The organism is Streptomyces sp. NBC_01508, from assembly GCF_045040315.1.
Classification (GTDB): domain Bacteria; phylum Actinomycetota; class Actinomycetes; order Streptomycetales; family Streptomycetaceae; genus Streptomyces.
Map to the genome: position 1 here is coordinate 5,446,934 of NZ_CP109419.1, position 20,703 is coordinate 5,467,636.

The following is a 20,703-nucleotide window of genomic DNA, read 5'->3' on the forward strand; positions in this document are numbered from 1 at the left end:
GGTTCATCGCCTCATCGGGGTACGGGGACATGGGCCAGGATCGCGGTGATGACGGAGTCCGCGGTGACTCCTTCCATCTCCGCCTCGGGGCGGAGTTGGACGCGGTGTCGCAGGGTGGGCAGTGCCAGGGCCTTCACATCGTCCGGCGTGACGTAGTCGCGGCCGGTGAGCCAGGCCCAGGCACGGGCGGTGGAGAGCAGAGCGGTGGCGCCTCGTGGGGAGACGCCGAGGGAGAGCGAGGGGGAATGACGAGTGGCACGGCAGATATCGACGACGTAGCCCGCTATTTCCGGGGAGACGGAGGTCTTGGCGACCGCGGCGCGTGCCGCTTCGAGGTCCGCGGGGCCTGCGACAGGGCGTACGCCGGCCGCCTGGAGGTCGCGTGGGCTGAAGCCGTCCGCGTGGCGGGTCAGGACGCTGATCTCGTCGTCGCGTGACGGCAGGGGGACTGTCAGCTTCAACAGGAAGCGGTCGAGCTGTGCTTCGGGGAGGGGGTAAGTGCCTTCGTACTCGACCGGGTTCTGTGTGGCGGCGACCAGGAACGGATCGGGGAGCATCCGTGGCGTTCCGTCGATCGTGACTTGGCGTTCCTCCATCGCTTCGAGCAGCGACGACTGGGTCTTGGGCGGGGTGCGGTTGATCTCGTCGGCGAGCAGCAGATTGGTGAAGACGGGACCGGGCTGGAAGGAGAACTCCGCTGTTCGCGCGTCGTAGACGAGGGAGCCTGTGACGTCGCTCGGCATCAGGTCGGGGGTGAACTGGACGCGCTTGGTGTCCAGTTCGAGAGAGGCGGCGAGGGCCCGTACCAGGAGTGTCTTCGCGACGCCGGGGACTCCTTCGAGGAGGACGTGGCCCCGGCAGAGCAGGGCGACGACGAGTCCGGTTACGGCGGCGTCCTGGCCGACCACGGCCTTCGCGATCTCGGTGCGCAGGGCCTCCAGGGAGGCGCGGGCGCTGTCCGAGTTCTCAGCGGTCACGGGGGTCGGGGCACTCATGAGGTGCGTACCTCTCTTTCGAGGGCGTCGAGTTGGTCCGTCAGGCGGATGAGAGCGGCATCGTCGGCCGGCGCCGGGCCGAAGAGCAGCGTGCGGGGATCCCGCGAGTCGTTGGGGAGTTGTGCGGAGACGGCGGGGACGAGGGCCTCCGGGGAGTGGGCCTCGGACGGTGGGACACCGAGGAGGGAAGCGAGACGGGTACGGGTCTCCGTACGGAGGACCGAGGCGGCACGGTCGCGGGCGTTGGCCTTGCGGTAGAGGCGGGCGCGGCCCTCGGTGGCCTCGGAGGCGCGGATGGCGACCGGAAGCCGTTCGGCGACGACGGGGCCGAGCCGGCGGGAGCGCCACGCGGCGGCGAGGACGGCGGCGAGGGCGAGTTGGAGAGTGCCCCAGAGCCAGCCGGAGGGGATCAGGTCAAGGAAGCTTGACTCGTTGCCTCCTCCGTCCTGTTCCTCCTTGTTGCCGCCGCTGTCACCACTGTTGTCGCCACTGCCACTGCCGTTGCCATCGCTACCACTACCGGTGCCGGTGGCGGATTCGGTGGCGGAAGGATCACTGAGTGAGGGGAGGTACCAGACGATATGAGGCCGGGAGCCGAGGAGTTGAAGGGCCAGCGAGGCGTTGCCCTGTTTGGCGAAGCGCTCGTTGTAGAGGAGGTCGGGGGAGCCGAGCAGCACGGTGTCGCCGCCGGACGAGGTGTCGACCCTGAGAAGGGACGGCAGTCCGTTGGCCGGGTAGCAGGCGTCGCTGTTCGGCGAGTCGGTGGCGTAGCGTTCTCCGCCGATGTCGACGGCGCCCGCGGCGCGGGCGGCGGGCAGGGAGCAGCGGGGGGCACGCGCGGCCACCGATGTCTCGGTGTCCGATGTGACGCCCGGGGCGAGGGTGTCGACGGAGGGTGGCCCTGCCGACAGAAGGACCGTGCGACCGCCGGAGCGCTCCGTCGCGCTCTCCAGGGTGCGCTGTTGATGGAAGGTCAGCAGGTTGGGGGAGGTGACGACCAGGGTGGTGTCCGGTCCGGTCCCCTCGGTCGCCTCGGCGAGTGTCGTGACGACGCGGGTGGAGACGCCGCGGTCCTTGAGCAGTTCGGCCACGGCGCGGCTGCCCAGAGGGTCTGCGGAGCGTGGGTCGAGGCGGCCGTGCTGGTCGCCGGAGCGTACGGCCGCCAGGGTGATCCCGGCCACGAGGAGGATGGCGAGTGCGACCAGCAGCCCCCGGGCGCGCCTCCAGACCTGCTGGGCGCTGGGCGACATCGACGTGGCGCTGGTCGCGGGCCGGGACGGGGAGTTCGTCGCGGTGCCGGTCATTCGGCAGCTCCCTGGGTGGCGCTGCTCAGTTGGGGTTTGCTGCTCTCCAGGCCGAGGTCCAGCTCTCGCAGGCGCAGGTATGTCTGCCGGTCCGCCGAGCGTCCGCCGTACGTGACGTCGTCGAAGGCTCGGGCGGCGGCCCGCAGTGCGGTCGCGTGCTCGGGGAGTGACCGGCCGGCGTCGGCGGCGGCCTCGTCGGCGGTACGGCCGGGTCGTGGGTCGAGGACCGTGCGCTCCTCCAGGGAGCGGACGATGGCGCGCATCCGTTCCTGGACGGCCTGGTTCCAGCGTTCGGCCGCGGCGTGTTCCTCCGCGTTGGCGCGGTGTTCGGCCGCGCCGCGTGGGCCGGAGTCGAAGAGCGCGTCCTTGGGGCGGGTGGTGCGTTGGGGGGTGCCGAGCCGCCACCAGAGGGCGACGCCGAGCGCCGCGACAATCAATGCGATGACGGCGAGCCCGACCGGGCTCGCTACTCCGGAGCCGGCAACGGAGTTGAAGAGGTCTCCGATCCACTCCCAGAAGCGGTCCATCGCGCGCTGGAGCAGATTCGGGTCGTTCTCGTGGTACATGGGCTTGGACAGCTCGTCCTCGGCCGCCTCACGGGCCGGGACGCGCGAGGTGTCCACCGGTATGTCGTCGTTCGTGCGTGCCGCCAGCCACGCCGTTGCCGTGCCCCCCGTGCCGAACACCGCATCAGCCCCTGGGGGCGTCGTTGCCAGGCCGCTCGGAGCCGTAGCCCGGTACGCCGGCGGCGCGTGCGAGTTCGAGGTCGAGGGCTTCGCGGCGGATGCGCTGGTCCACGTAGAGCAGCACCGAGACGCCCGCGGAGATCGGCAGGGTGATGGAGGTGCTGATCACGCTGCCGATGCCGGTGATGATCAGGAACGGCCAGCCGAAGTCCGGGGCGGTGTCGGAGAGCAGGCTGCGGACGCCCTCGCCGTCCACGGCCAGGGCAGCGAGGCTGAACGGCACGGCGATGATCATGTCGACCACGAAGGTCAGCAGCAGCGTCAGCAGCAGGATGCCGAAGATCCGCCACCAGGTGCCCTTCACGAGCTTGGCGGAGCGGCGCATGGATGCCACGATTCCCTGCCGTTCGAGCATCAGGGCGGGCGAGGCGAGGCTGAAGCTGACCATCAGCCAGATCAGCAGGACGACCGCGGCCAGCCCGCCGAGCATCGTGAGGGCGATTCCGGCGCCGGAGCCGATCAGCAGTCCCGGGAGGATGCCGACGGTCACGACAAGGGCGCCCATGACGGGCAACAGCAGGGTCAGGCCGAGCAGTTGCAGCAGTCGGGGCCGGGCCTCGGCCCAGGCGTCCGACAGCGTGACGCTGCGGCCGAGTACGGATCGGCTGATGACCACGGTCAGTACGGCCGTGGTGAAGAGCGTGCCGACGATGGTGATGAAAAGGGACGGTGCCAGTGCGAGGAGGCTGGACTGCATCGCGTCGACGGCCTGGTTCAGGGCTTCCGACGGGCTCGCGTTCGGGTCGATGTCCACCGGCTCCGGCAGGAGATAGCGCTGGACGAGTATGTTGCCGATCTGCGAGATGACCGCGACGACGATGGTGACACCGAGGACGGTGCGCCAGTGGGCGCGCAGCGTGGACACGGCACCGTCGAGGATCTCCCCCACGCCCAGGGGGCGCAGTGGGATGACGCCGGGCTTGGCCGCGAGGGGTGGCTGTCCCCAGCCGGGGTGCCGTCCGCCGGGACCGGGGCCGCCCCAGCCCGGCGCGGACCTGGGCGCGGGCGGCACAGGAGCGGGGGCGCTGGGCGCGGACCACTGTCCGGCCGGCGGCTGGGTCTTGGACCACTTCGAGGGGGAGTCCGAGGGCGCGCCGGTGTCGTCGGCGGGCGCGGCGGGCCGGGGCACGCTCGCGTCCTGGCCGTCGGACGGGGCAGATCCGGGCGAGGCCCAGCCCGGAGTGTCGTTCACGGTCGTCCACCTCGTGGATTGGTTACGGAGGCAGGCTCGGGGAGCCTGCGCTTCAACGGTGCCTGTCTGCGAAGCAGAGCGGGAGGCTGGCAGCCATCGTGCCACGCGTGGCCCGCTGGTGGGCGGGGTGCTCCATCTCCTTCTCGTCTTCATAGTCCCGGCGGTACCGGGCAGACTGGGCGGATGACTGATCCGTACGCACCATCCCCGCCCGCGGCCGAGCCGTCCATGTCTCCCGCGCTGCGCTGGGAGGAGCTGCCGGAAGGGCCCGTACTGGTCCTGCTCGACCAGACGAGACTGCCGGTCGAGGAGGCTGAGCTGGTCTGCACCGATGTGCCGGCCCTGGTCCAGTCGATACGGACGCTCGCCGTGCGCGGGGCGCCGCTCCTGGGCATCGCCGGTGCCTACGGTGTCGCTCTCGCGGCCACCCGTGGATACGACGTCGACGAGGCCGCGGCGCTGCTGGAGAGTGCCCGGCCCACCGCCGTGAATCTTGGGTACGGGGTGCGGCGGGCGCTGGGGGTGCACCGGGCGGCGATCGTCGGCGGGGCCGATCAGGAGCAGGCGGCGGTGGCCACGCTGGTGGAGGCGAAGAAGCTGCACCGCGAGGACGCCGTGGCCAGTGCTCTGATGGCGGCATCCGGGCTGGCGCTCCTCGATGAGTTGCTGCCGGGCGGAAGCCACCGGATCCTGACCCACTGCAACACCGGGTCACTGGTTTCGGGCGGCGAGGGCACGGCCTTCGCCGTGGCGCTGTCCGCGCATCGGGCGGGGCGGCTCAGGCGGCTGTGGGTGGACGAGACACGTCCGCTGCTCCAGGGGGCGCGGCTGACGGCGTACGAAGCGGCTCGTAGCGGGATGGCGTACACGCTGCTCGCGGACAACGCCGCCGGTTCGCTGTTCGCGGCGGGCGAGGTGGACGCCGTGCTCATCGGGGCGGACCGGATCGCCGCGGACGGCTCGGTGGCGAACAAGGTGGGCAGCTACCCGCTCGCGGTGCAGGCGAAGTACCACCATGTGCCGTTCGTCGTGGTCGCGCCGACCACGACGCTGGACCTCGATACCCCGGACGGTGCGTCGATCGAGGTGGAGCAGCGGCCGGGGCAGGAGGTGACCGAGCTGATGGCTCCACAGGCGGCCGGGGCCGGGGTCGCGGTGGGCGGCGGAATGCCGGTGGCACCGCTGGGGACACAGGCGTACAACCCGGCCTTCGACGTGACGCCTCCGGAACTGGTGACGGCGTTGGTCACCGAGTACGGAGCGCTGTCCCCGGTCACCCGGGACGGGATCGCGGAGCTGTGTGCCCAGGCGCGACAGGAGGCGAGGCGCTGACGGGGCATGTGCGCGAGGGGCGGAGAGAGGGACGGGGGAGAGGCGCTGTCGGGTTCGCCGGGCGGACGGCTCGCTATGGTTCCTGTCGGAGGACCAGGTCAACGAGACAGGGTGTGACATCTGTGGTTGACGTCAACAGACACGAACCGCGACGGTCCACGAAGGACACACGTCCACGTCGTCCCAGGTCAGTGAGCTGGATCACGCAAGTCTACGCAACGGAAATGAAAATGGGATGATGTCGATATGAAGGGACGCGTCCTTGTCGTCGATGACGACACCGCACTGGCCGAGATGCTCGGCATCGTGCTGCGAGGTGAAGGGTTCGAGCCGTCGTTCGTCGCGGACGGCGACAAGGCCCTCGCCGCTTTCCGTGAGGCCAAGCCGGATCTGGTGCTGCTGGATCTGATGTTGCCGGGCCGTGACGGTATCGAGGTGTGCCGGCTCATCAGGGCCGAGTCGGGTGTGCCGATCGTCATGCTGACGGCCAAGAGCGACACGGTCGACGTGGTCGTGGGGCTCGAATCGGGTGCCGATGACTACATCGTCAAGCCGTTCAAGCCCAAGGAGTTGGTAGCCCGGATCAGGGCGCGGCTGCGCAGGTCCGAGGAGCCGGCGCCGGAGCAGTTGGCCATCGGCGATCTGGTCATCGACGTGGCAGGTCACTCCGTGAAGCGTGAGGGGCAGTCCATCGCCCTGACACCGCTGGAGTTCGACCTGCTGGTCGCACTGGCCCGCAAGCCGTGGCAGGTCTTCACCCGTGAGGTGCTCCTGGAGCAGGTGTGGGGCTACCGTCACGCGGCGGACACCCGTCTGGTCAATGTGCATGTCCAGCGGCTCCGCTCCAAGGTCGAGAAGGACCCGGAGCGCCCGGAGATCGTCGTGACCGTCCGCGGTGTCGGCTACAAGGCCGGACCGAGCTGACATGTCCAGCGGCAGTACCGCCCCGAAGCCCGGGGAGCCGGGAGTCCGTACGGGGCGGACCGCCGACCGGGGCCGTGGGGCCTCACGCCTCGGCAGGCTTCTGCGGGGCGGTCGGCTGCTCCAGGACGGGGCGGCGGGCGGTCCCGTACTGCGGCTCGTCGTGCGCTGGGCCAGGCGTCCGGTGCTGCCCGCCGTGCGGCTGTGGCGGCGGAACATTCAGCTCAGGGTGGTCACCACCACGCTGCTGATGTCGCTGGGCGTCGTACTGCTGCTGGGTTTCGTCGTGATCGGGCAGGTCCGCAACGGCCTGCTCGACGCCAAGGAGAAGGCGGCCCAGAGCCAGGCGGCCGGTGGTTTCACCGTCGCCAAGGAGAAGGCCGACGCGCCGATCGAGCCCGGTGGCCAGGACGGCGGGGCGGGGGACGGCAAATCGAGCCGCAACTCCGTGAACTGGCGCTCCGACCTGGTCGTACAGCTGGCCAGTGGAGGCCAGAGCGCGTTCAACGTGGTGGCGCTGAGCGCCGACGAGAACGGCGCGGGCTCCAGCAGCCGCTTCCCGCGCGCCTCCGGCGGCGTGGACCACATCGCGAGCGTTCCCGCGGATCTGCGGTCGGCCGTCACCAAGGGCACCGGGACGTTCCAGCGGTACACCCTGATCCAGTACACGGACGGACGAGAGTCCGAGTCCGGACTGGTGGTCGGCAAGCGGCTGACCGATGTCGACGGCAACTCCTACGAGCTGTACTACCTGTTCCCCCTGACGCAGGAGGAGCAGTCGCTCAATCTGGTCAAGGGCACCCTCGCGACGGCGGGACTGTTCGTCGTCGTGCTGCTCGGGGCCATCGCCTGGCTCGTCGTACGGCAGGTCGTGACGCCCGTACGGATGGCCGCGGGGATCGCGGAACGGCTCTCCACCGGCCGGCTCCAGGAACGCATGAAGGTCACCGGCGAGGACGACATCGCCCGCCTCGGTGAAGCCTTCAACAAGATGGCCCAGAATCTTCAGCTCAAGATCCAGCAGTTGGAGGAGCTCTCCAGGATGCAGCGCCGCTTCGTGTCGGACGTCTCGCACGAGTTGCGCACCCCGCTGACCACCGTCCGGATGGCCGCCGACGTCATCCATGAGGCGCGTGTCGACTTCGACCCCGTCACCGCGCGCTCGGCGGAGCTGCTGGGCGACCAGCTCGACCGTTTCGAGTCCCTGCTCTCGGACCTGCTGGAGATCAGCCGGTTCGACGCCGGTGCGGCGGCTCTGGAGGCCGAGCCCATAGACCTGCGGGTGGTTGTACGCCGCGTGATCGGCGGGGCCGAACCGCTCGCCGAGCGCAAGGGCACCCGGATCCGGGTCATGGGGGACGAGCAGCCGGTCGTCGCCGAGGCCGATGCCCGGCGCGTGGAGCGGGTGCTGCGCAATCTGGTCGTCAACGCCGTGGAGCACGGCGAGGGGCGGGACGTGGTGGTGCGGATGGCGGTGGCGGGCGGAGCCGTCGCCGTGGCCGTACGCGACTACGGGGTGGGCCTGAAGCCCGGCGAGGCGACCCGGGTCTTCAACCGGTTCTGGCGGGCGGATCCGGCGCGGGCGCGGACCACCGGTGGTACGGGCCTCGGCCTGTCGATCGCCGTCGAGGACGCGCGTCTGCACGGCGGCTGGCTCCAGGCGTGGGGTGAGCCGGGCGGCGGGTCGCAGTTCCGGCTGACGCTGCCGCGTACCGCCGACGAGCCGCTGCGGGGCTCGCCGATACCACTGGAGCCGGAGGACTCGCGGCGCGGCCGGGAGCGTTCCGTCTTCGGGGAACCGAAGGAGAGCGCGCACCGGTTGACGAGCGTGCCCTCCCAGTCGGCGTCCGGGTCGTCGCTCCCGGTGCCGCCCCGGGCTCCGGTGCCACCACCCGCGGGGGTGGTCGACCCGACGGCGCTGCCCGGCAACGGGTCCCGGGTGGTGCCGCGTACCACCGGGGAGCCCGTGGAACGGGGCCCCGGCACGTCCTCGCAACCGCCACGGTCATCGAGTACGCCATCGTCAACTGCCTCCGTGGTCGCGTCCGCGCCCCAGGCACCGGAGCGGGAGGACACGACTCGTGGGCGCTGACCGCCTTCGTCACGGCCGGGGACGTACGGTGCGGCTGCCCGTCGCGTGGGGGTGTGGAGCCCTGCTGCTGGCCGGCTGTGCGTCGATCCCCGACAGCGGGGACGTCGAGCCCGTCAAGGCGTCCCCGCGCGGCGACTCCCAGGTGCGGGTGTATCCCGTCGCTCCCGCCGAGGGGGCCGATCCGAACGAGATCGTCGACGGCTTCCTGGAGGCGATGACCAGTGACGACCCCGACTTCGCGGTGGCCAGGAAGTATTTGACGAAGCAGGCATCGCGGGGCTGGCAGCCGGCGGACCGTACGACGGTGCTGGCCGCCGCGCCCGACCCGGCCGATCCCCAGGGGCCGACCGGTCCTGACGGCCCCGGCCTCAGCTACCTGCTGTACGGCGAGCAGATCGCCGCGGTCGACGCCGGGCACGCGTACCAGCCGGTGGCGCCGGAGCCGTACAACCGTGCCATCCATCTCGTCCAGGAGAAGGTGCTGGACGGCAAGGAGTGGCGCATCGACGACCTGCCGCAGGGACTCGTGCTCGGCGAGTCGGACTTCCAGCGCAACTACCGCGCCGTGAACAAGTATTACTTCGCCTCCGGGCAGGGCTGGCTCGTCGCCGACCCCGTCTACATCCGGCAGCGCATAGACCCGGTGACGCGAATGGACCCGGTCACTCAGGCGGTCAAGGTGCTGCTCGACGGCCCGACGGACTGGATGCGGCCCGTGGTCGACTCGCCCTTCCCGACCGGTACGGAGCTGAAGCGCGGCACCCGCACGCTCGAATTCGACGACCGGAACGCCCTGAAGGTGCCGCTCAACGCGAAGGTCGACAACGTCGGGCGTGAGCAGTGCCGCAAGATGGCGGCGCAACTGCTCTTCACCCTCCGCGACTTGACGTCCACCCGAGGCGAACAGGTCGAGCTGCTGAGGCAGGACGGCTCCTCGCTGTGCGTGCTGAGCGGCGACGAGGCGGAGGAGTTCGCCGCCGACCGCACGTCGGGCAGCGCGGACAGCGCGTACTTCATCGACGCGAAGGGCCGGCTCGCACAGCTGTCGGCGAGCAGCAAGGAGCCGATCGATCCGTCGCGCGTGCGGGGCCCGTTCGGCGACGGCACGATGCCCTTGGGCCAGGTCGCCGTCGCGCGGGACGAGAAGCACGCGGCGGGTGTCTCGCAGGACGGGAAGTCCATGTACGTCGGGTCCGTCATCTCGGCGGGCGAGGTGGGCGCCCCCCTGGTCGTCAGCAAGGCGGAGAAGAAGGACGACCGGCTGTCGGCGCCGAGTTGGGACGGGAACGGCGATCTGTGGATAGCGGACCGCGACCCGAGGCAGCCCCGGCTGCTGCGTCTGGCCGACGGTGCCGACGCGCCCTGGGAGGTCACCGTCGACGGACTCGGCGACGCGCGTATCGAGGCGCTGCGGGTGTCCGCCGACGGGGTGCGGGTGGCGCTGCTGCTCACCGAGGGGGAACGTACGACCCTTCAGATCGGCCGGGTGGAGCGTCGCGGGCCGGCCGGGGAGCAGACGGCGTCCGTGACGGAACTGAAGGCCGTGGCGCCTCGTATGGAGACGGTGACAGCCGTGTCGTGGGCGGGGCCCAGCAGGCTCGTCGTGGTGGGCAAGGAGGCCGGCGGGGTGCAGCAGGTGAGCTATATCCAGACGGACGGTTCGACGTCGGCGGCGGGTGTGCTGCCCGGTCTGAACCAGGTCACCGGGATCGCCGCCGCCGACGACGAACAGCAGCCGCTGGTGGCCGACTCGGACGACGCGGGCATCGTGCGGCTGCCGACCGGTGCGAACTGGCAGACGATGGTGAAAGAGGGCTCGTCACCGGTCTATCCGGGCTAAGGGCCTGTCGTTTGGATCCGGCCGGACAGAACCTGGGAGGCCGGCCCCGGTCGAGGCCTGGCCGATGGCATTCGGGCCGGATGTCGATCCGGGTTATCCACAGGGGTGGCCGGAGGTCCGAGTCATTGGCACAGTGGGTGACATGCGGGGGTGGTGGCGAGAAATCACCGGGCTGGTACTGCCGGTCGCCTGCGGCGGCTGCGGGAGTCCCAGGACGCCGTTGTGCGACGCGTGCGGAAGGGCGTTGTACGGGACGTGGCCGTGCCGGGTGCGGCCGGTTCCCGAGCCCGTGGGGCTGCCGGTGGTGCACGCCGCGGCTCCGTACGAGGACGCCGTACGGGCCGTGCTGCTGGCGCACAAGGAGCGTGGCGCCCTCGGGCTGGCCGCGCCCCTGGGCAGGGCGCTGGCCGGGGCCGTGCAGGCCGCTGTTCCGCCGGGCACCGGTGTCGGCCCGCTGATGCTCGTGCCGGTTCCGTCGACGAAGCGCGCCGTCGGTGCGCGGGGACATGACGCCGCCCGCCGTATCGCCCTGGCGGCGGCCGGGGAGCTGCGGCGGGCGGGACGGTCGGCCCGGGTGCTTCCCGTGCTGCGGCAGCGGCGTGCGGTGGCCGACCAGGCGGGCCTGGGCGCCCGTCAGAGGCTCGCCAATCTCGCCGGAGCCCTGGAGGTCGCCGTCGGGGGCGCGGGGCTTCTGGAGGGCGGCAGGGTGGTGCTGGTGGACGATCTCATGACGACCGGCGCCTCGCTCGTCGAGGCGTCGCGGGCGATGCATGCCGCGACAAGGCCGGGGTACCCCGCATTCGTACAGGTGAGCGCCGCCGTGGTGGCCGCACCGCCGCTGTCTTTCGAAATAAACCGGAACTGATCGCGAGGTTGCTTCGTTGCAGGTAGTAACGGTCGTAAAACACCGGAACGGACGTACGCACGGGTAGCGGGTGCCGACACCCGTCCAAGAGAGCTATGTTCGGTTGTGAGGAAAGCGAAAGCCGGACCTCACGGATAGACGCAGCGGCGTGCGGGAGCGTTTTCCAGAACCTCGAAGTCGAGGGGAATGGAGATCTTGCCGACGGGGGAGGAGGAGGTGAAAGTCACCAAGTCCGAGGCCTCGGTGACCATCGGGGTCGGGTGCAAGAGGGAGTAGCTCCGCAACGCGGCGGAGCGAAATCCGGAACGGAGTTCTGCGTGGACATCGTCGTCAAGGGCCGCAAGACAGAGGTACCCGAGCGGTTCCGGAAGCACGTGGCCGAGAAGCTGAAGCTGGAGAAGATCCAGAAGCTCGACGGCAAGGTGATCAGCCTCGACGTCGAGGTGTCCAAGGAACACAACCCGCGTCAGGCGGACCGCAGCGACCGGGTGGAGATCACGCTTCACTCCCGCGGTCCCGTCATCAGGGCGGAAGCCGCCGCCGCCGACCCGTACGCGGCGCTCGATCTGGCCACCGGGAAGTTGGAGGCGCGGCTGCGCAGGCAGCACGAGAAGCGCCACAACCGCCGTGGCGTCGGCAGGCTTTCGGCCGCCGAGGTCGTCGACGTCGTTCCCGGTGTCGCCCAGTTGAACGGATCGGGCCCCGCCCCCGTGAGTGAGTCGCCGAACGGCGTGCCCACCACGAGGATCGGCTCGCTGGAGGTGCAGGGCGAAGGACCGCTGGTGGTCCGCGAGAAGACGCACACCGCCGCCCTGATGACCCTCGACCAGGCGCTCTACGAGATGGAGTTGGTCGGACACGACTTCTATCTGTTCGTGGACTCCGAGACCAAGGAGCCAAGCGTCGTCTACCGACGGCACGCCTACGACTACGGCGTCATCCACCTCAGGACCGACCAACTGGCCGAGTCCGAGGCCGCGGGCGCGGGCGGCGCGCTCGGCGGCTGAGAGAGAACACGCCCCCTCGGTGGTGCCCCCGCAGTGTCCGATCCGGCCGCGGGGGCACCACCGCGCGACCACAGGATCACCGCTCTGTCGGCCGGGCATGAAATCATGGCCACGCACGCCAACCCCCGGTCCCTGACCTGGGGTTGGTGTAGCTCGCATGTACTTCGGCCCATGGCCTTCAGGGGGAGGAACGATGGCGGACAGCTTCGGGCCGGTGCACCACGCGCACGGTGCCGGCGGTATGACCGGCCGCACCGCACCGGACACCGGTGCGGACCCGGACGACCCGGGCAAGGAGCCGATCAGGGTCCTTGTCGTGGACGACCACGCCCTCTTCCGCCGGGGGCTGGAGATCGTCCTCGCCCAGGAGGAGGACATCCAGGTGGTGGGAGAGGCCGGAGACGGCGCGGAGGCCGTCGACAAGGCCGCCGACCTGCTTCCCGACATCGTGCTGATGGATGTCCGGATGCCCAAGCGCGGTGGCATCGAGGCCTGCACCTCCATCAAGGAGGTGGCTCCCAGCGCCAAGATCATCATGCTGACGATCAGCGACGAGGAGGCCGATCTCTACGACGCGATCAAGGCGGGCGCCACCGGCTATCTCCTCAAGGAGATTTCGACGGACGAGGTGGCCACCGCGATTCGCGCCGTGGCCGACGGACAGTCGCAAATCAGCCCTTCCATGGCCTCCAAGCTCCTGACCGAGTTCAAGTCGATGATTCAGCGCACCGACGAGCGCAGGCTCGTGCCGGCGCCGAAGCTCACCGACCGCGAGCTCGAAGTCCTCAAACTGGTCGCCACGGGAATGAACAACCGTGATATCGCCAAGGAGTTGTTCATCTCCGAGAACACCGTGAAGAACCATGTCCGCAACATTCTGGAGAAGTTGCAGCTGCACTCCCGGATGGAGGCCGTGGTCTACGCGATGCGGGAGAAGATCCTCGAAATCAGGTGACGCCCGCGATCAGTTGACGGCCCGCGTCAGGGCCGCCGCCACTTCGGGGCGGTCGGCGCGCTCGATCCGTACGGAGTCGCAGCCCACCCACTCGGCGGCCTCCCGCAGCGCCCGTGCCATCGGCTCGACGGCGGTGAGGGTGTTCAGCGACACCTGCCGGGCGACGAGCGTGCTGCCCTCGCGTGCCGGGTCGACGCGGCCGAGCAGCTTCCCGCCCGACAGCAGGGGCATCGCGAAGTACCCGTGGATCCGCTTGGGCTTGGGGACGTACGCCTCCAGGCGGTGCGCGAAGCCGAAGATCCGCTCGGTGCGGGCACGCTCCCAGATGAGCGAGTCGAACGGCGAGAGCAGGGTCGTACGGTGCCGGCCGCGCGGAACGCTCGCCAGCGCCTCGGGATCGGCCCAGGCGGGCTTCGCCCAGCCCTCGACCGTCACCGGCACCAGCCCCGAGTCCGCGATCACCGCGTCGACCTGCTCGCCCTTGATGCGGTGGTAGTCCCCGATGTCGGAGCGGGTGCCCACACCGAGCGACCGGCCCGCCAGCCGTACGAGTCGGCGCAGACATTCGGCGTCGTCCAGATCGTCGTGCAGCACCTCGTCGGGAATGGCGCGCTCCGCCAGGTCGTAGACCCGCTTCCAGCTCCGGCGCTCCGTGCACACCACCTCGCCGTGCATCAGCGCCCGCTCGACGGCGACCTTCGCCTCGGACCAGTCCCACCACTCGCCGCCGTTCTTGGCGCCGCCCAACTCGGTGGCCGTGAGCGGGCCTTCGGCCCGCAACTGCTTGATCACCGCTTCGTACGCCCCGCCCGACAGCTCGTGGTGCCAGTGCGGGCGGGCGCGGTAGGCACGGCGACGGAAGGCGAAATGCGGCCACTCCTCGACCGGGAGGATGCAGGCGGCGTGCGACCAGTACTCGAAGGCGTGCGGCCGGGGCGGGGCGCCTTCGGTGGCCGCCGGCGTCCAGTACGCCTCCTCGACCGTCCGGCGGCCCACGGCGCCCAGCCGTGCGTACGGAATCAGCTCGTGCGAGCGCGCGAGCACCGAGATCGTGTCCAGCTGGACGGCCCCGAGATGGCGCAGCACGCCGCGCACACCGCCCCGGCGGTCGGGGGCGCCGAGGAACCCCTGGGCGCGCAGAGCGATGCGGCGGGCTTCGTCGGCGGACAGCTCGGCGGCGGCGGGCGGCACAGTGGTCATGCCCCGAACGATAGTCGGCGGCACTGACAGCGGACCGGGGCCGTTGACCGCCGCTGGTGACCGCCGCCGACCGCCGCGTCAGGGGCGCGGGGGCAGATACGGGTGCCGGGACGGCAGGCCGAGATCGGAGGGCAGGAGCGCGCCGATCCAGGTGTCACGCGTCGTCCCCCTGGTGAGCAGGGCGCCGCGCAGGGTGCCCTCCAGCACGAAACCGGCCTTCAGCGCGACGGCACGCGAGCCCTCGTTGCCGACCTCGGCCCGCCACTCGACGCGGTCGGCGCCCAGCTCCGTGAACATCCAGCGGGTCAGGGCGCGCAGCGCCTCCGTCGTGTAGCCCCGGCCGCGGTGTTCCTTGACCGTCCAGTAGCCGACCTCCCACACACCCGTCTGGTTGTGGGCGTTCAGCGAGGCCAGCAGCGGGCCGCCGCCGACCGGCTCGACGCCGAAGACGAAGTTGCTCCCGGCCCGCCACATCTCCGGGACGAAGCGCTCGATGAAGTGTTCGGCGTGCTGCCTTTCGTACGGAGAGGGGATCGTCGTCCACCGCTGGACGTCGGGATCCTGACAGGCCGCGTACACCGCCTCGATGTCGTCCGGGTTCAGGGGCCGCAGCCGCAGGCGCTCGGTGATCAGGAAGGTGGTCGAGGGGTCCGGCGAGGCCGCCGCGGGCGTGAGGGGCTCCATGGGGGGATTCTGGTGACGGGCACTCCCCGGCGCGAGCGCTTTTCATCCTTCACCGGCACCTTCCGCGCGTCCTGAGCGTTCTCATTGCGGGTGACAGCAGGCCGGCGTCACGTGGACCTCCCGAGGCGGCCGGGTCCTCGCTTACGATGGCCGTTGCGGTGGGGTCGGCCTGCCGCGCCCGCGCCACTGTCCCTCACCAGAACCCAGTGCCAGGCCCGACCGGCAAGGAGACCAACCTCAGTGTCCGTCTTCAACAAGCTCATGCGTGCAGGCGAAGGCAAGATCCTGCGCAAACTGCACCGCATCGCGGACCAGGTCAACTCCATCGAAGAGGACTTCACCGCCCTCTCCGACGCCGAGTTGCAGGCCCTCACCGACGAGTACAAGCAGCGTTATGCCGACGGTGAGACCCTTGACGACCTGCTCCCCGAGGCCTTCGCGACCGTCCGGGAGGCGGCCAAGCGGGTTCTCGGCCAGCGCCCCTACGACGTTCAGTTGATGGGCGGCGCCGCGCTGCACCTCGGCCATGTCGCCGAGATGAAGACCGGTGAGGGCAAGACTCTCGTCGGCACGCTGCCCTGTTACCTGAACGCGCTGTCCGGCAAGGGCGTTCACGTGATCACGGTCAACGACTACCTGGCCGAGCGCGACTCCGAGATGATGGGCCGGGTCCACAAGTTCCTGGGCCTCTCCGTCGGCTGCATCCTCGCCAACATGTCGCCCGCGCAGCGCCGTGAGCAGTACAACAACGACATCACGTACGGCACGAACAACGAGTTCGGCTTCGACTACCTCCGCGACAACATGGCGTGGTCCCAGGACGAGCTCGTCCAGCGCGGTCACAACTTCGCGGTCGTGGACGAGGTCGACTCGATCCTGGTCGACGAGGCCCGTACGCCGCTGATCATCTCCGGTCCCGCCGACCAGGCCACGAAGTGGTACGGCGACTTCGCCAAGCTGGTGACCCGGCTCACCAAGGGCGAGGCGGGCAACCAGCTCAAGGGCATCGAGGAGACCGGCGACTACGAGGTCGACGAGAAGAAGCGCACCGTCGCCATCCATGAGTCCGGGGTCGCGAAGGTCGAGGACTGGCTGGGCATCGACAACCTCTACGAGTCGGTGAACACGCCCCTCGTCGGTTATCTGAACAACGCGATCAAGGCCAAGGAACTCTTCAAGAACGACAAGGACTACGTCGTCATCGACGGCGAAGTCATGATCGTCGACGAGCACACGGGCCGTATCCTCGCGGGCCGCCGCTACAACGAGGGCATGCACCAGGCGATCGAGGCGAAGGAAGGGGTGGACATCAAGGACGAGAACCAGACGCTCGCCACGATCACCCTCCAGAACTTCTTCCGCCTCTACGACAAGCTGTCGGGCATGACCGGTACGGCCATGACCGAGGCCGCCGAGTTCCAGCAGATCTACAAGCTGGGCGTCGTACCCATCCCGACGAACCGGCCGATGGTCCGGGTCAACCAGCCCGACCTGATCTACCGCACCGAGGTCGCGAAGTTCGCGGCGGTCGTCGACGACATCGCCGAGAAGCACGAGAAGGGCCAGCCGATCCTGGTCGGCACGACCTCCGTGGAGAAGTCCGAGTACCTGTCGCAGCAGCTCTCGAAGCGGGGCGTGCAGCACGAGGTGCTGAACGCCAAGCAGCACGACCGTGAGGCGCCGATCATCGCCCAGGCCGGGCGCAAGGGCGCGGTGACCGTCGCCACGAACATGGCCGGCCGTGGTACGGACATCAAGCTCGGCGGCAACCCCGACGACCTCGCCGAGGCGGAGCTGCGTCAGCGCGGGCTCGACCCGGTGGAGCACGTCGAGGAGTGGGCCGCCGCGCTGCCCGCCGCGATGGAGAAGGCCGAGCAGGCGGTGAAGGCGGAGTTCGACGAGGTGGTGGACCTCGGCGGGCTGTACGTCCTCGGTACGGAGCGCCACGAGTCGCGCCGGATCGACAACCAGCTGCGTGGCCGTTCCGGCCGTCAGGGCGACCCGGGCGAGTCCCGCTTCTACCTGTCGCTGGGCGACGACCTGATGCGCCTGTTCAAGGCGCAGATGGTCGAGCGCGTCATGTCGATGGCGAACGTCCCCGACGACGTCCCGATCGAGAACAAGATGGTCACCCGTGCCATCGCCTCGGCGCAGTCGCAGGTGGAGCAGCAGAACTTCGAGACGCGTAAGAACGTCCTGAAGTACGACGAGGTGCTCAACCGGCAGCGTCAGGTCATCTACGGCGAGCGCCGCCGGGTCCTGGAGGGCGAGGACCTCCAGGAGCAGATCCGGCACTTCATGGACGACACCATCGACGACTACATCCGCCAGGAGACGGCGGAGGGCTTCGCCGAGGAGTGGGACCTGGACCGGCTGTGGGGCGCCTTCAAGCAGCTCTACCCGGTGAAGGTCACCGTCGACGACCTGGAGGAGGCGACCGGCGACCGGGCCGGTATCACGGCGGAGTTCATCGCCGAGTCCATCAAGGACGACGCGCACGAGCAGTACGACGAGCGCGAGAAGTCGCTGGGCCCGGACGTGATGCGCGAGCTGGAGCGGCGCGTGGTGCTGTCCGTGCTCGACCGCAAGTGGCGTGAGCACCTCTACGAGATGGACTATCTCCAGGAGGGCATCGGCCTGCGCGCCATGGCGCAGAAGGACCCGCTGGTCGAGTACCAGCGCGAGGGCTTCGACATGTTCACCGCCATGATGGAGGGCATCAAGGAGGAGTCCGTCGGCTACCTGTTCAACCTGGAGGTCCAGGTCGAGCAGCAGGTCGAGGAAGTCCCGGTGCAGGACGCGGCGGAGCGTACGTCGCTGGCGAAGGCGGACGCGCCGGCGGGCGCGGGCGCGCGTGCCGGTGGCGCGCGTCCGGAGATCCGGGCGAAGGGCCTGGAGGCTCCGCAGCGGCGCGACCGGCTGCACTTCTCCGCGCCGACGGTTGACGGTGAGGGCGGCGTCGTCGAGGGCGACTTCGAGAGCAACGGCGGGGCGGACCGTACGGAGGCGGGGGCGGGGACGACTCGCGCGGAGCGTCGGAAGGCGCAGAAGGGTGGGGGGCGGCGGCGCAAGAAGTAAGCCGGCGGAACCTTTGACGGCGGCCGGGTTCGGACACGTTGTGTCTGGGCCTGGCCGCCGTTGTCTGTGGGCGGGATGGGTTGCCGGGGCCGTCCGGTGGCCGGTTCGTCCTCAAGCGCCGGACGGGCTGGAAAGGGCCGGCCCGGTGGGTGGGTTGTCCTCAATCGCCGGACAGGCTTCATTGGGCCGCAGGCGGGTTGGAATGGGTCGGCTCGCGGTGGTGGGTGTGTCCTCAATCGCCGGACGGGCTTGGGTGGGCTGCGGGTGGGTTGGGAAGGGTTCGGTCGGTGGGTGGCGTCCTCAAGCGCCGGACGGGCTCAGATGGCCCGTCCGGCGGGCTTGGTGGGTGTGGGGCGGTTGGGAAGCGGCCCGCGGTGGTGGGTGTGTCCTCAAGCGCCGGGCGGGCTTGATCGGTGGCCGGCGGTGAGGGGTGGGTCGGTTACCCCGGGGGGCGGCGGGGGGCCACCTCTACCGCCGCGCAGCGCCAGCGGAGGTCGGGGCCCTGTTCGAGGCGGAAGGCCATCGCGCGGATCTGGTCGCCCGCCGCGATGCTGGCCCATGCCTCGACCGCTCCGGGGCGGGGGTGGAAGCTCCGGCAGGTGCGGATCACCGGGGTGGTGTTGCGGGCGCGGAGCGGGGTTGTCGGGGCCAGGTGGACGAGTTGGTCGTAGGCCTCGCCGACCGTCTGGCCCAGCATCGAGTGGACCGGGCGCAGGCCGCTGAGGACGGCGAGCAGTTGTTCCGCGAAGCGTTCGTGCGGCTGGAGCCAGGGCCGGTGGCGCTGGGAGACCACCCGGCCCGGCCTGCGTGGGTCGCGCCTGGCCGGTGGCCGGGTGGTGGCGACCGTTCGTGCCGCCGCCCTGTCGTACGTCCTGCTGGTTTCGGTACCGCTCACGCAGCTCGCCCCCGTTCCGCCGACCCGGTCCGCATCGCATTACCGGGCGGTAACTTGTGTTGGGGATCTTCTACGGGTGATCCGGTGCCGTCGCAAGGTCCGGATTCCGGGGTGACGCGTGCGTCGGATGTCACCTGTCCGAGTGGGCGCGCAGGCCGTACCAGGGCTGGAGGCATCACTCTGCGTATGCGAGTGGACGCGGAACGGCTCCGCAGTGTCACCCCGACGAGGGACCGGCCGGAGACACCGGACGTACTCTTGAACCGCTCTTCCGACTACGAAAGCGGTCATCGCATGCGCGTCTACGTCCCTCTGACCCTTCCCGGTCTCGCCGAGGCGCAGAAGACGGGCGAGTTGGGCCCCGGGCCGCTGACCGCGTACGCGGTGACGCCCGGACTGCGCGAGTGGTATCTCTCCGACGACATCGAGGAGTTGGAGTACGCGGCCCTCAACCGCGCCGCCGCCTCCTCGCTCCGGCAGCTCGCCGGTGATCCGTCCGCCGCGCGGCGCCGGGTCGTGGTCGCCGTCGACGTACCGGACAAGGACGCCGCGGCCGATCCCGACCGAGGGGTGGACTCCGCCGGGCTGGGCGAGGTGCGGATCGCCTCGGCCGTCCCGCTGGCCAAGGCCGCCGCCGTGCACGTCGACGCGGACGACGCCGAGGACGACGTGTCCGCCGCCGCCGCGGCGCTGGGCGCCGCCGACCACGGCGACGACGACGCGCGGTTCACGGTCGACGGCGCCGAGGACCACGAACTGCTCTGGTTCGGGGTGCAGGAGATCCCGGGCATCGTCGCGTAGGGTTCGGCGGCGCGTTGTCAGACCCGGCCGGTAACGTTTCCGGCATGGGGAAGCACGACACACATCTGGTCTGGGACTGGAACGGGACTCTGCTCGACGACTTCAGCGCGGTCATCGGGGCGACCAACGCCAGCTTCGCGGAGATCGGTCTGGAGCCGATCACCGCGGAGCGGTACCGGGATCTGTACTGCATGCCGATCCCGGTCTTCTACGAGCGTCTGATGGGCCGCCTGCCCACGGACGCCGAGTGGCTGGTCATGGACGAGGCCTTCCAGCGGCATTACGTGGAGCGGCGCGTGGGGTGCGCGCTGACCGAGGGTGTCGAGGAGCTGCTGGCGCAGTGGACGCTGGCCGGCCGCAGCCAGTCGATTCTCAGCATGTACGAACACGATCGACTGGTGCCCGTGGTGCGGGACTACGGGATTCACCAGCACTTCGTCCGGGTCGACGGACGGACGGGACCTTCCGGCGGTACGAAGGCCGTGCACATGGAGCGCCATCTGGCGTCGCTCGCCAAGGATGGCCGGATAGACCCGGCCCGCACCGTGGTGATCGGTGACGCCGTCGACGACGCCCTGGCCGCCGCTCATGTCGGGGCCCGTGCGGTGCTCTACACCGGCGGATCGCACAGCCGTAAGAGCCTGGAGGAGGTGGGAGTCCCCGTCGTGGACAGTCTCGCCGAGGCCGTCGACCTCGCGCAGAGCATCGCGCGCTGACCGTCGTCTCCACAACGCCCACGTCACCGGCCACTTGTCACTGGCCGGACCGGCAGATTTCGCGCCCATCTTTTGTACAT

General features: G+C 70.1%; 17 protein-coding genes. 10 read left to right on the plus strand and 7 right to left on the minus strand.

All coding sequences use genetic code 11. From position 1 onward, the window contains the following. Window positions 1-11: 11 nt before the first annotated feature. The 4 genes from OG700_RS25410 to OG700_RS25425 are packed head-to-tail and all read right to left on the minus strand — an operon-like array spanning window position 12 to window position 4,237. Window positions 12-995, minus strand: a complete 984-nt coding sequence (locus OG700_RS25410; RefSeq protein WP_405617334.1) for an AAA family ATPase — start codon at window positions 993-995, stop codon at window positions 12-14. After that, complete coding sequence (locus OG700_RS25415) at window positions 992-2,299, minus strand: DUF4350 domain-containing protein (protein ID WP_405617335.1); 1,308 nt, start codon at window positions 2,297-2,299, stop codon at window positions 992-994. The genes OG700_RS25410 and OG700_RS25415 overlap by 4 nt, the downstream gene beginning before the upstream one ends. Further along, window positions 2,296-2,985 carry a DUF4129 domain-containing protein gene (locus tag OG700_RS25420; RefSeq protein ID WP_405617336.1) on the minus strand — a complete coding sequence of 230 codons (690 nt, stop codon included), beginning with the start codon at window positions 2,983-2,985 and terminating at the stop codon, window positions 2,296-2,298. Before OG700_RS25420 ends, OG700_RS25415 begins: the two co-directional genes overlap by 4 nt. Before the next feature lie 4 nt (window positions 2,986-2,989). Next, window positions 2,990-4,237: a hypothetical protein gene (locus OG700_RS25425; protein ID WP_405617337.1), complete on the minus strand. Its 1,248-nt coding sequence runs from the start codon at window positions 4,235-4,237 to the stop codon at window positions 2,990-2,992. A 183-nt stretch (window positions 4,238-4,420) separates the two neighbouring features. Between OG700_RS25425 and mtnA the strand changes: the two genes are divergently transcribed. The 7 genes from mtnA (at window position 4,421) to OG700_RS25460 (ending at window position 13,249) form a co-directional block, all read left to right on the plus strand. After that, entirely contained in the window at window positions 4,421-5,569 is a 1,149-nt protein-coding gene (gene mtnA / locus OG700_RS25430; protein WP_405617338.1) for an S-methyl-5-thioribose-1-phosphate isomerase, read from the plus strand. A gap of 246 nt (window positions 5,570-5,815) precedes the next feature. After that, on the plus strand, window positions 5,816-6,493 hold the full coding sequence (gene mtrA / locus OG700_RS25435; RefSeq protein WP_005486885.1) for a two-component system response regulator MtrA: 678 nt from the start codon (window positions 5,816-5,818) through the stop codon (window positions 6,491-6,493). 1 nt (window position 6,494) lies between these two features. Beyond that, entirely contained in the window at window positions 6,495-8,582 is a 2,088-nt protein-coding gene (mtrB, locus tag OG700_RS25440) for an MtrAB system histidine kinase MtrB (protein WP_405617340.1), read from the plus strand. Further along, window positions 8,572-10,422 carry an LpqB family beta-propeller domain-containing protein gene (locus OG700_RS25445; protein WP_405617341.1) on the plus strand — a complete coding sequence of 617 codons (1,851 nt, stop codon included), beginning with the start codon at window positions 8,572-8,574 and terminating at the stop codon, window positions 10,420-10,422. Before mtrB ends, OG700_RS25445 begins: the two co-directional genes overlap by 11 nt. 142 nt (window positions 10,423-10,564) lie before the next feature. Continuing rightward, a complete protein-coding gene (locus tag OG700_RS25450; protein WP_405617342.1) occupies window positions 10,565-11,287 on the plus strand; it encodes a ComF family protein in 723 nt (240 codons plus the stop codon). A gap of 317 nt (window positions 11,288-11,604) precedes the next feature. Then, window positions 11,605-12,294 (plus strand): ribosome hibernation-promoting factor, HPF/YfiA family, encoded by a 690-nt coding sequence (gene hpf / locus OG700_RS25455; protein ID WP_405617343.1) that lies wholly within the window; start codon window positions 11,605-11,607, stop codon window positions 12,292-12,294. Between the two features lie 193 nt (window positions 12,295-12,487). Further along, entirely contained in the window at window positions 12,488-13,249 is a 762-nt protein-coding gene (locus OG700_RS25460) for a response regulator (protein ID WP_405617344.1), read from the plus strand. Between the two features lie 9 nt (window positions 13,250-13,258). Here the strand turns inward: OG700_RS25460 and OG700_RS25465 are convergent, their stop codons facing one another. After that, window positions 13,259-14,449 (minus strand): winged helix-turn-helix domain-containing protein, encoded by a 1,191-nt coding sequence (locus OG700_RS25465; protein ID WP_405617345.1) that lies wholly within the window; start codon window positions 14,447-14,449, stop codon window positions 13,259-13,261. 78 nt (window positions 14,450-14,527) lie between these two features. Then, the gene (locus OG700_RS25470; RefSeq protein WP_405617346.1) at window positions 14,528-15,133 is read right to left on the minus strand and encodes a GNAT family N-acetyltransferase; all 606 of its coding nucleotides are present in this window, start codon (window positions 15,131-15,133) and stop codon (window positions 14,528-14,530) included. A gap of 240 nt (window positions 15,134-15,373) precedes the next feature. On the opposite strand from OG700_RS25470, the gene secA reads away from it, so the two are divergent. Next, window positions 15,374-18,211, plus strand: coding sequence for a preprotein translocase subunit SecA (gene secA / locus OG700_RS25475; protein WP_405617347.1), 2,838 nt, complete (start codon window positions 15,374-15,376; stop codon window positions 18,209-18,211). Between the two features lie 439 nt (window positions 18,212-18,650). Here the strand turns inward: secA and OG700_RS25480 are convergent, their stop codons facing one another. Then, on the minus strand, window positions 18,651-19,106 hold the full coding sequence (locus OG700_RS25480; protein WP_405617348.1) for an Rv3235 family protein: 456 nt from the start codon (window positions 19,104-19,106) through the stop codon (window positions 18,651-18,653). Window positions 19,107-19,400: 294 nt separating this feature from the next. Here OG700_RS25480 and OG700_RS25485 point away from each other — a divergent pair, with 294 nt between their 5' ends. Continuing rightward, window positions 19,401-19,907 carry a DUF6912 family protein gene (locus OG700_RS25485; protein WP_405617349.1) on the plus strand — a complete coding sequence of 169 codons (507 nt, stop codon included), beginning with the start codon at window positions 19,401-19,403 and terminating at the stop codon, window positions 19,905-19,907. 44 nt (window positions 19,908-19,951) lie between these two features. Beyond that, window positions 19,952-20,623: an HAD family hydrolase gene (locus tag OG700_RS25490; protein ID WP_405617350.1), complete on the plus strand. Its 672-nt coding sequence runs from the start codon at window positions 19,952-19,954 to the stop codon at window positions 20,621-20,623. Window positions 20,624-20,703 lie beyond the last annotated feature (80 nt).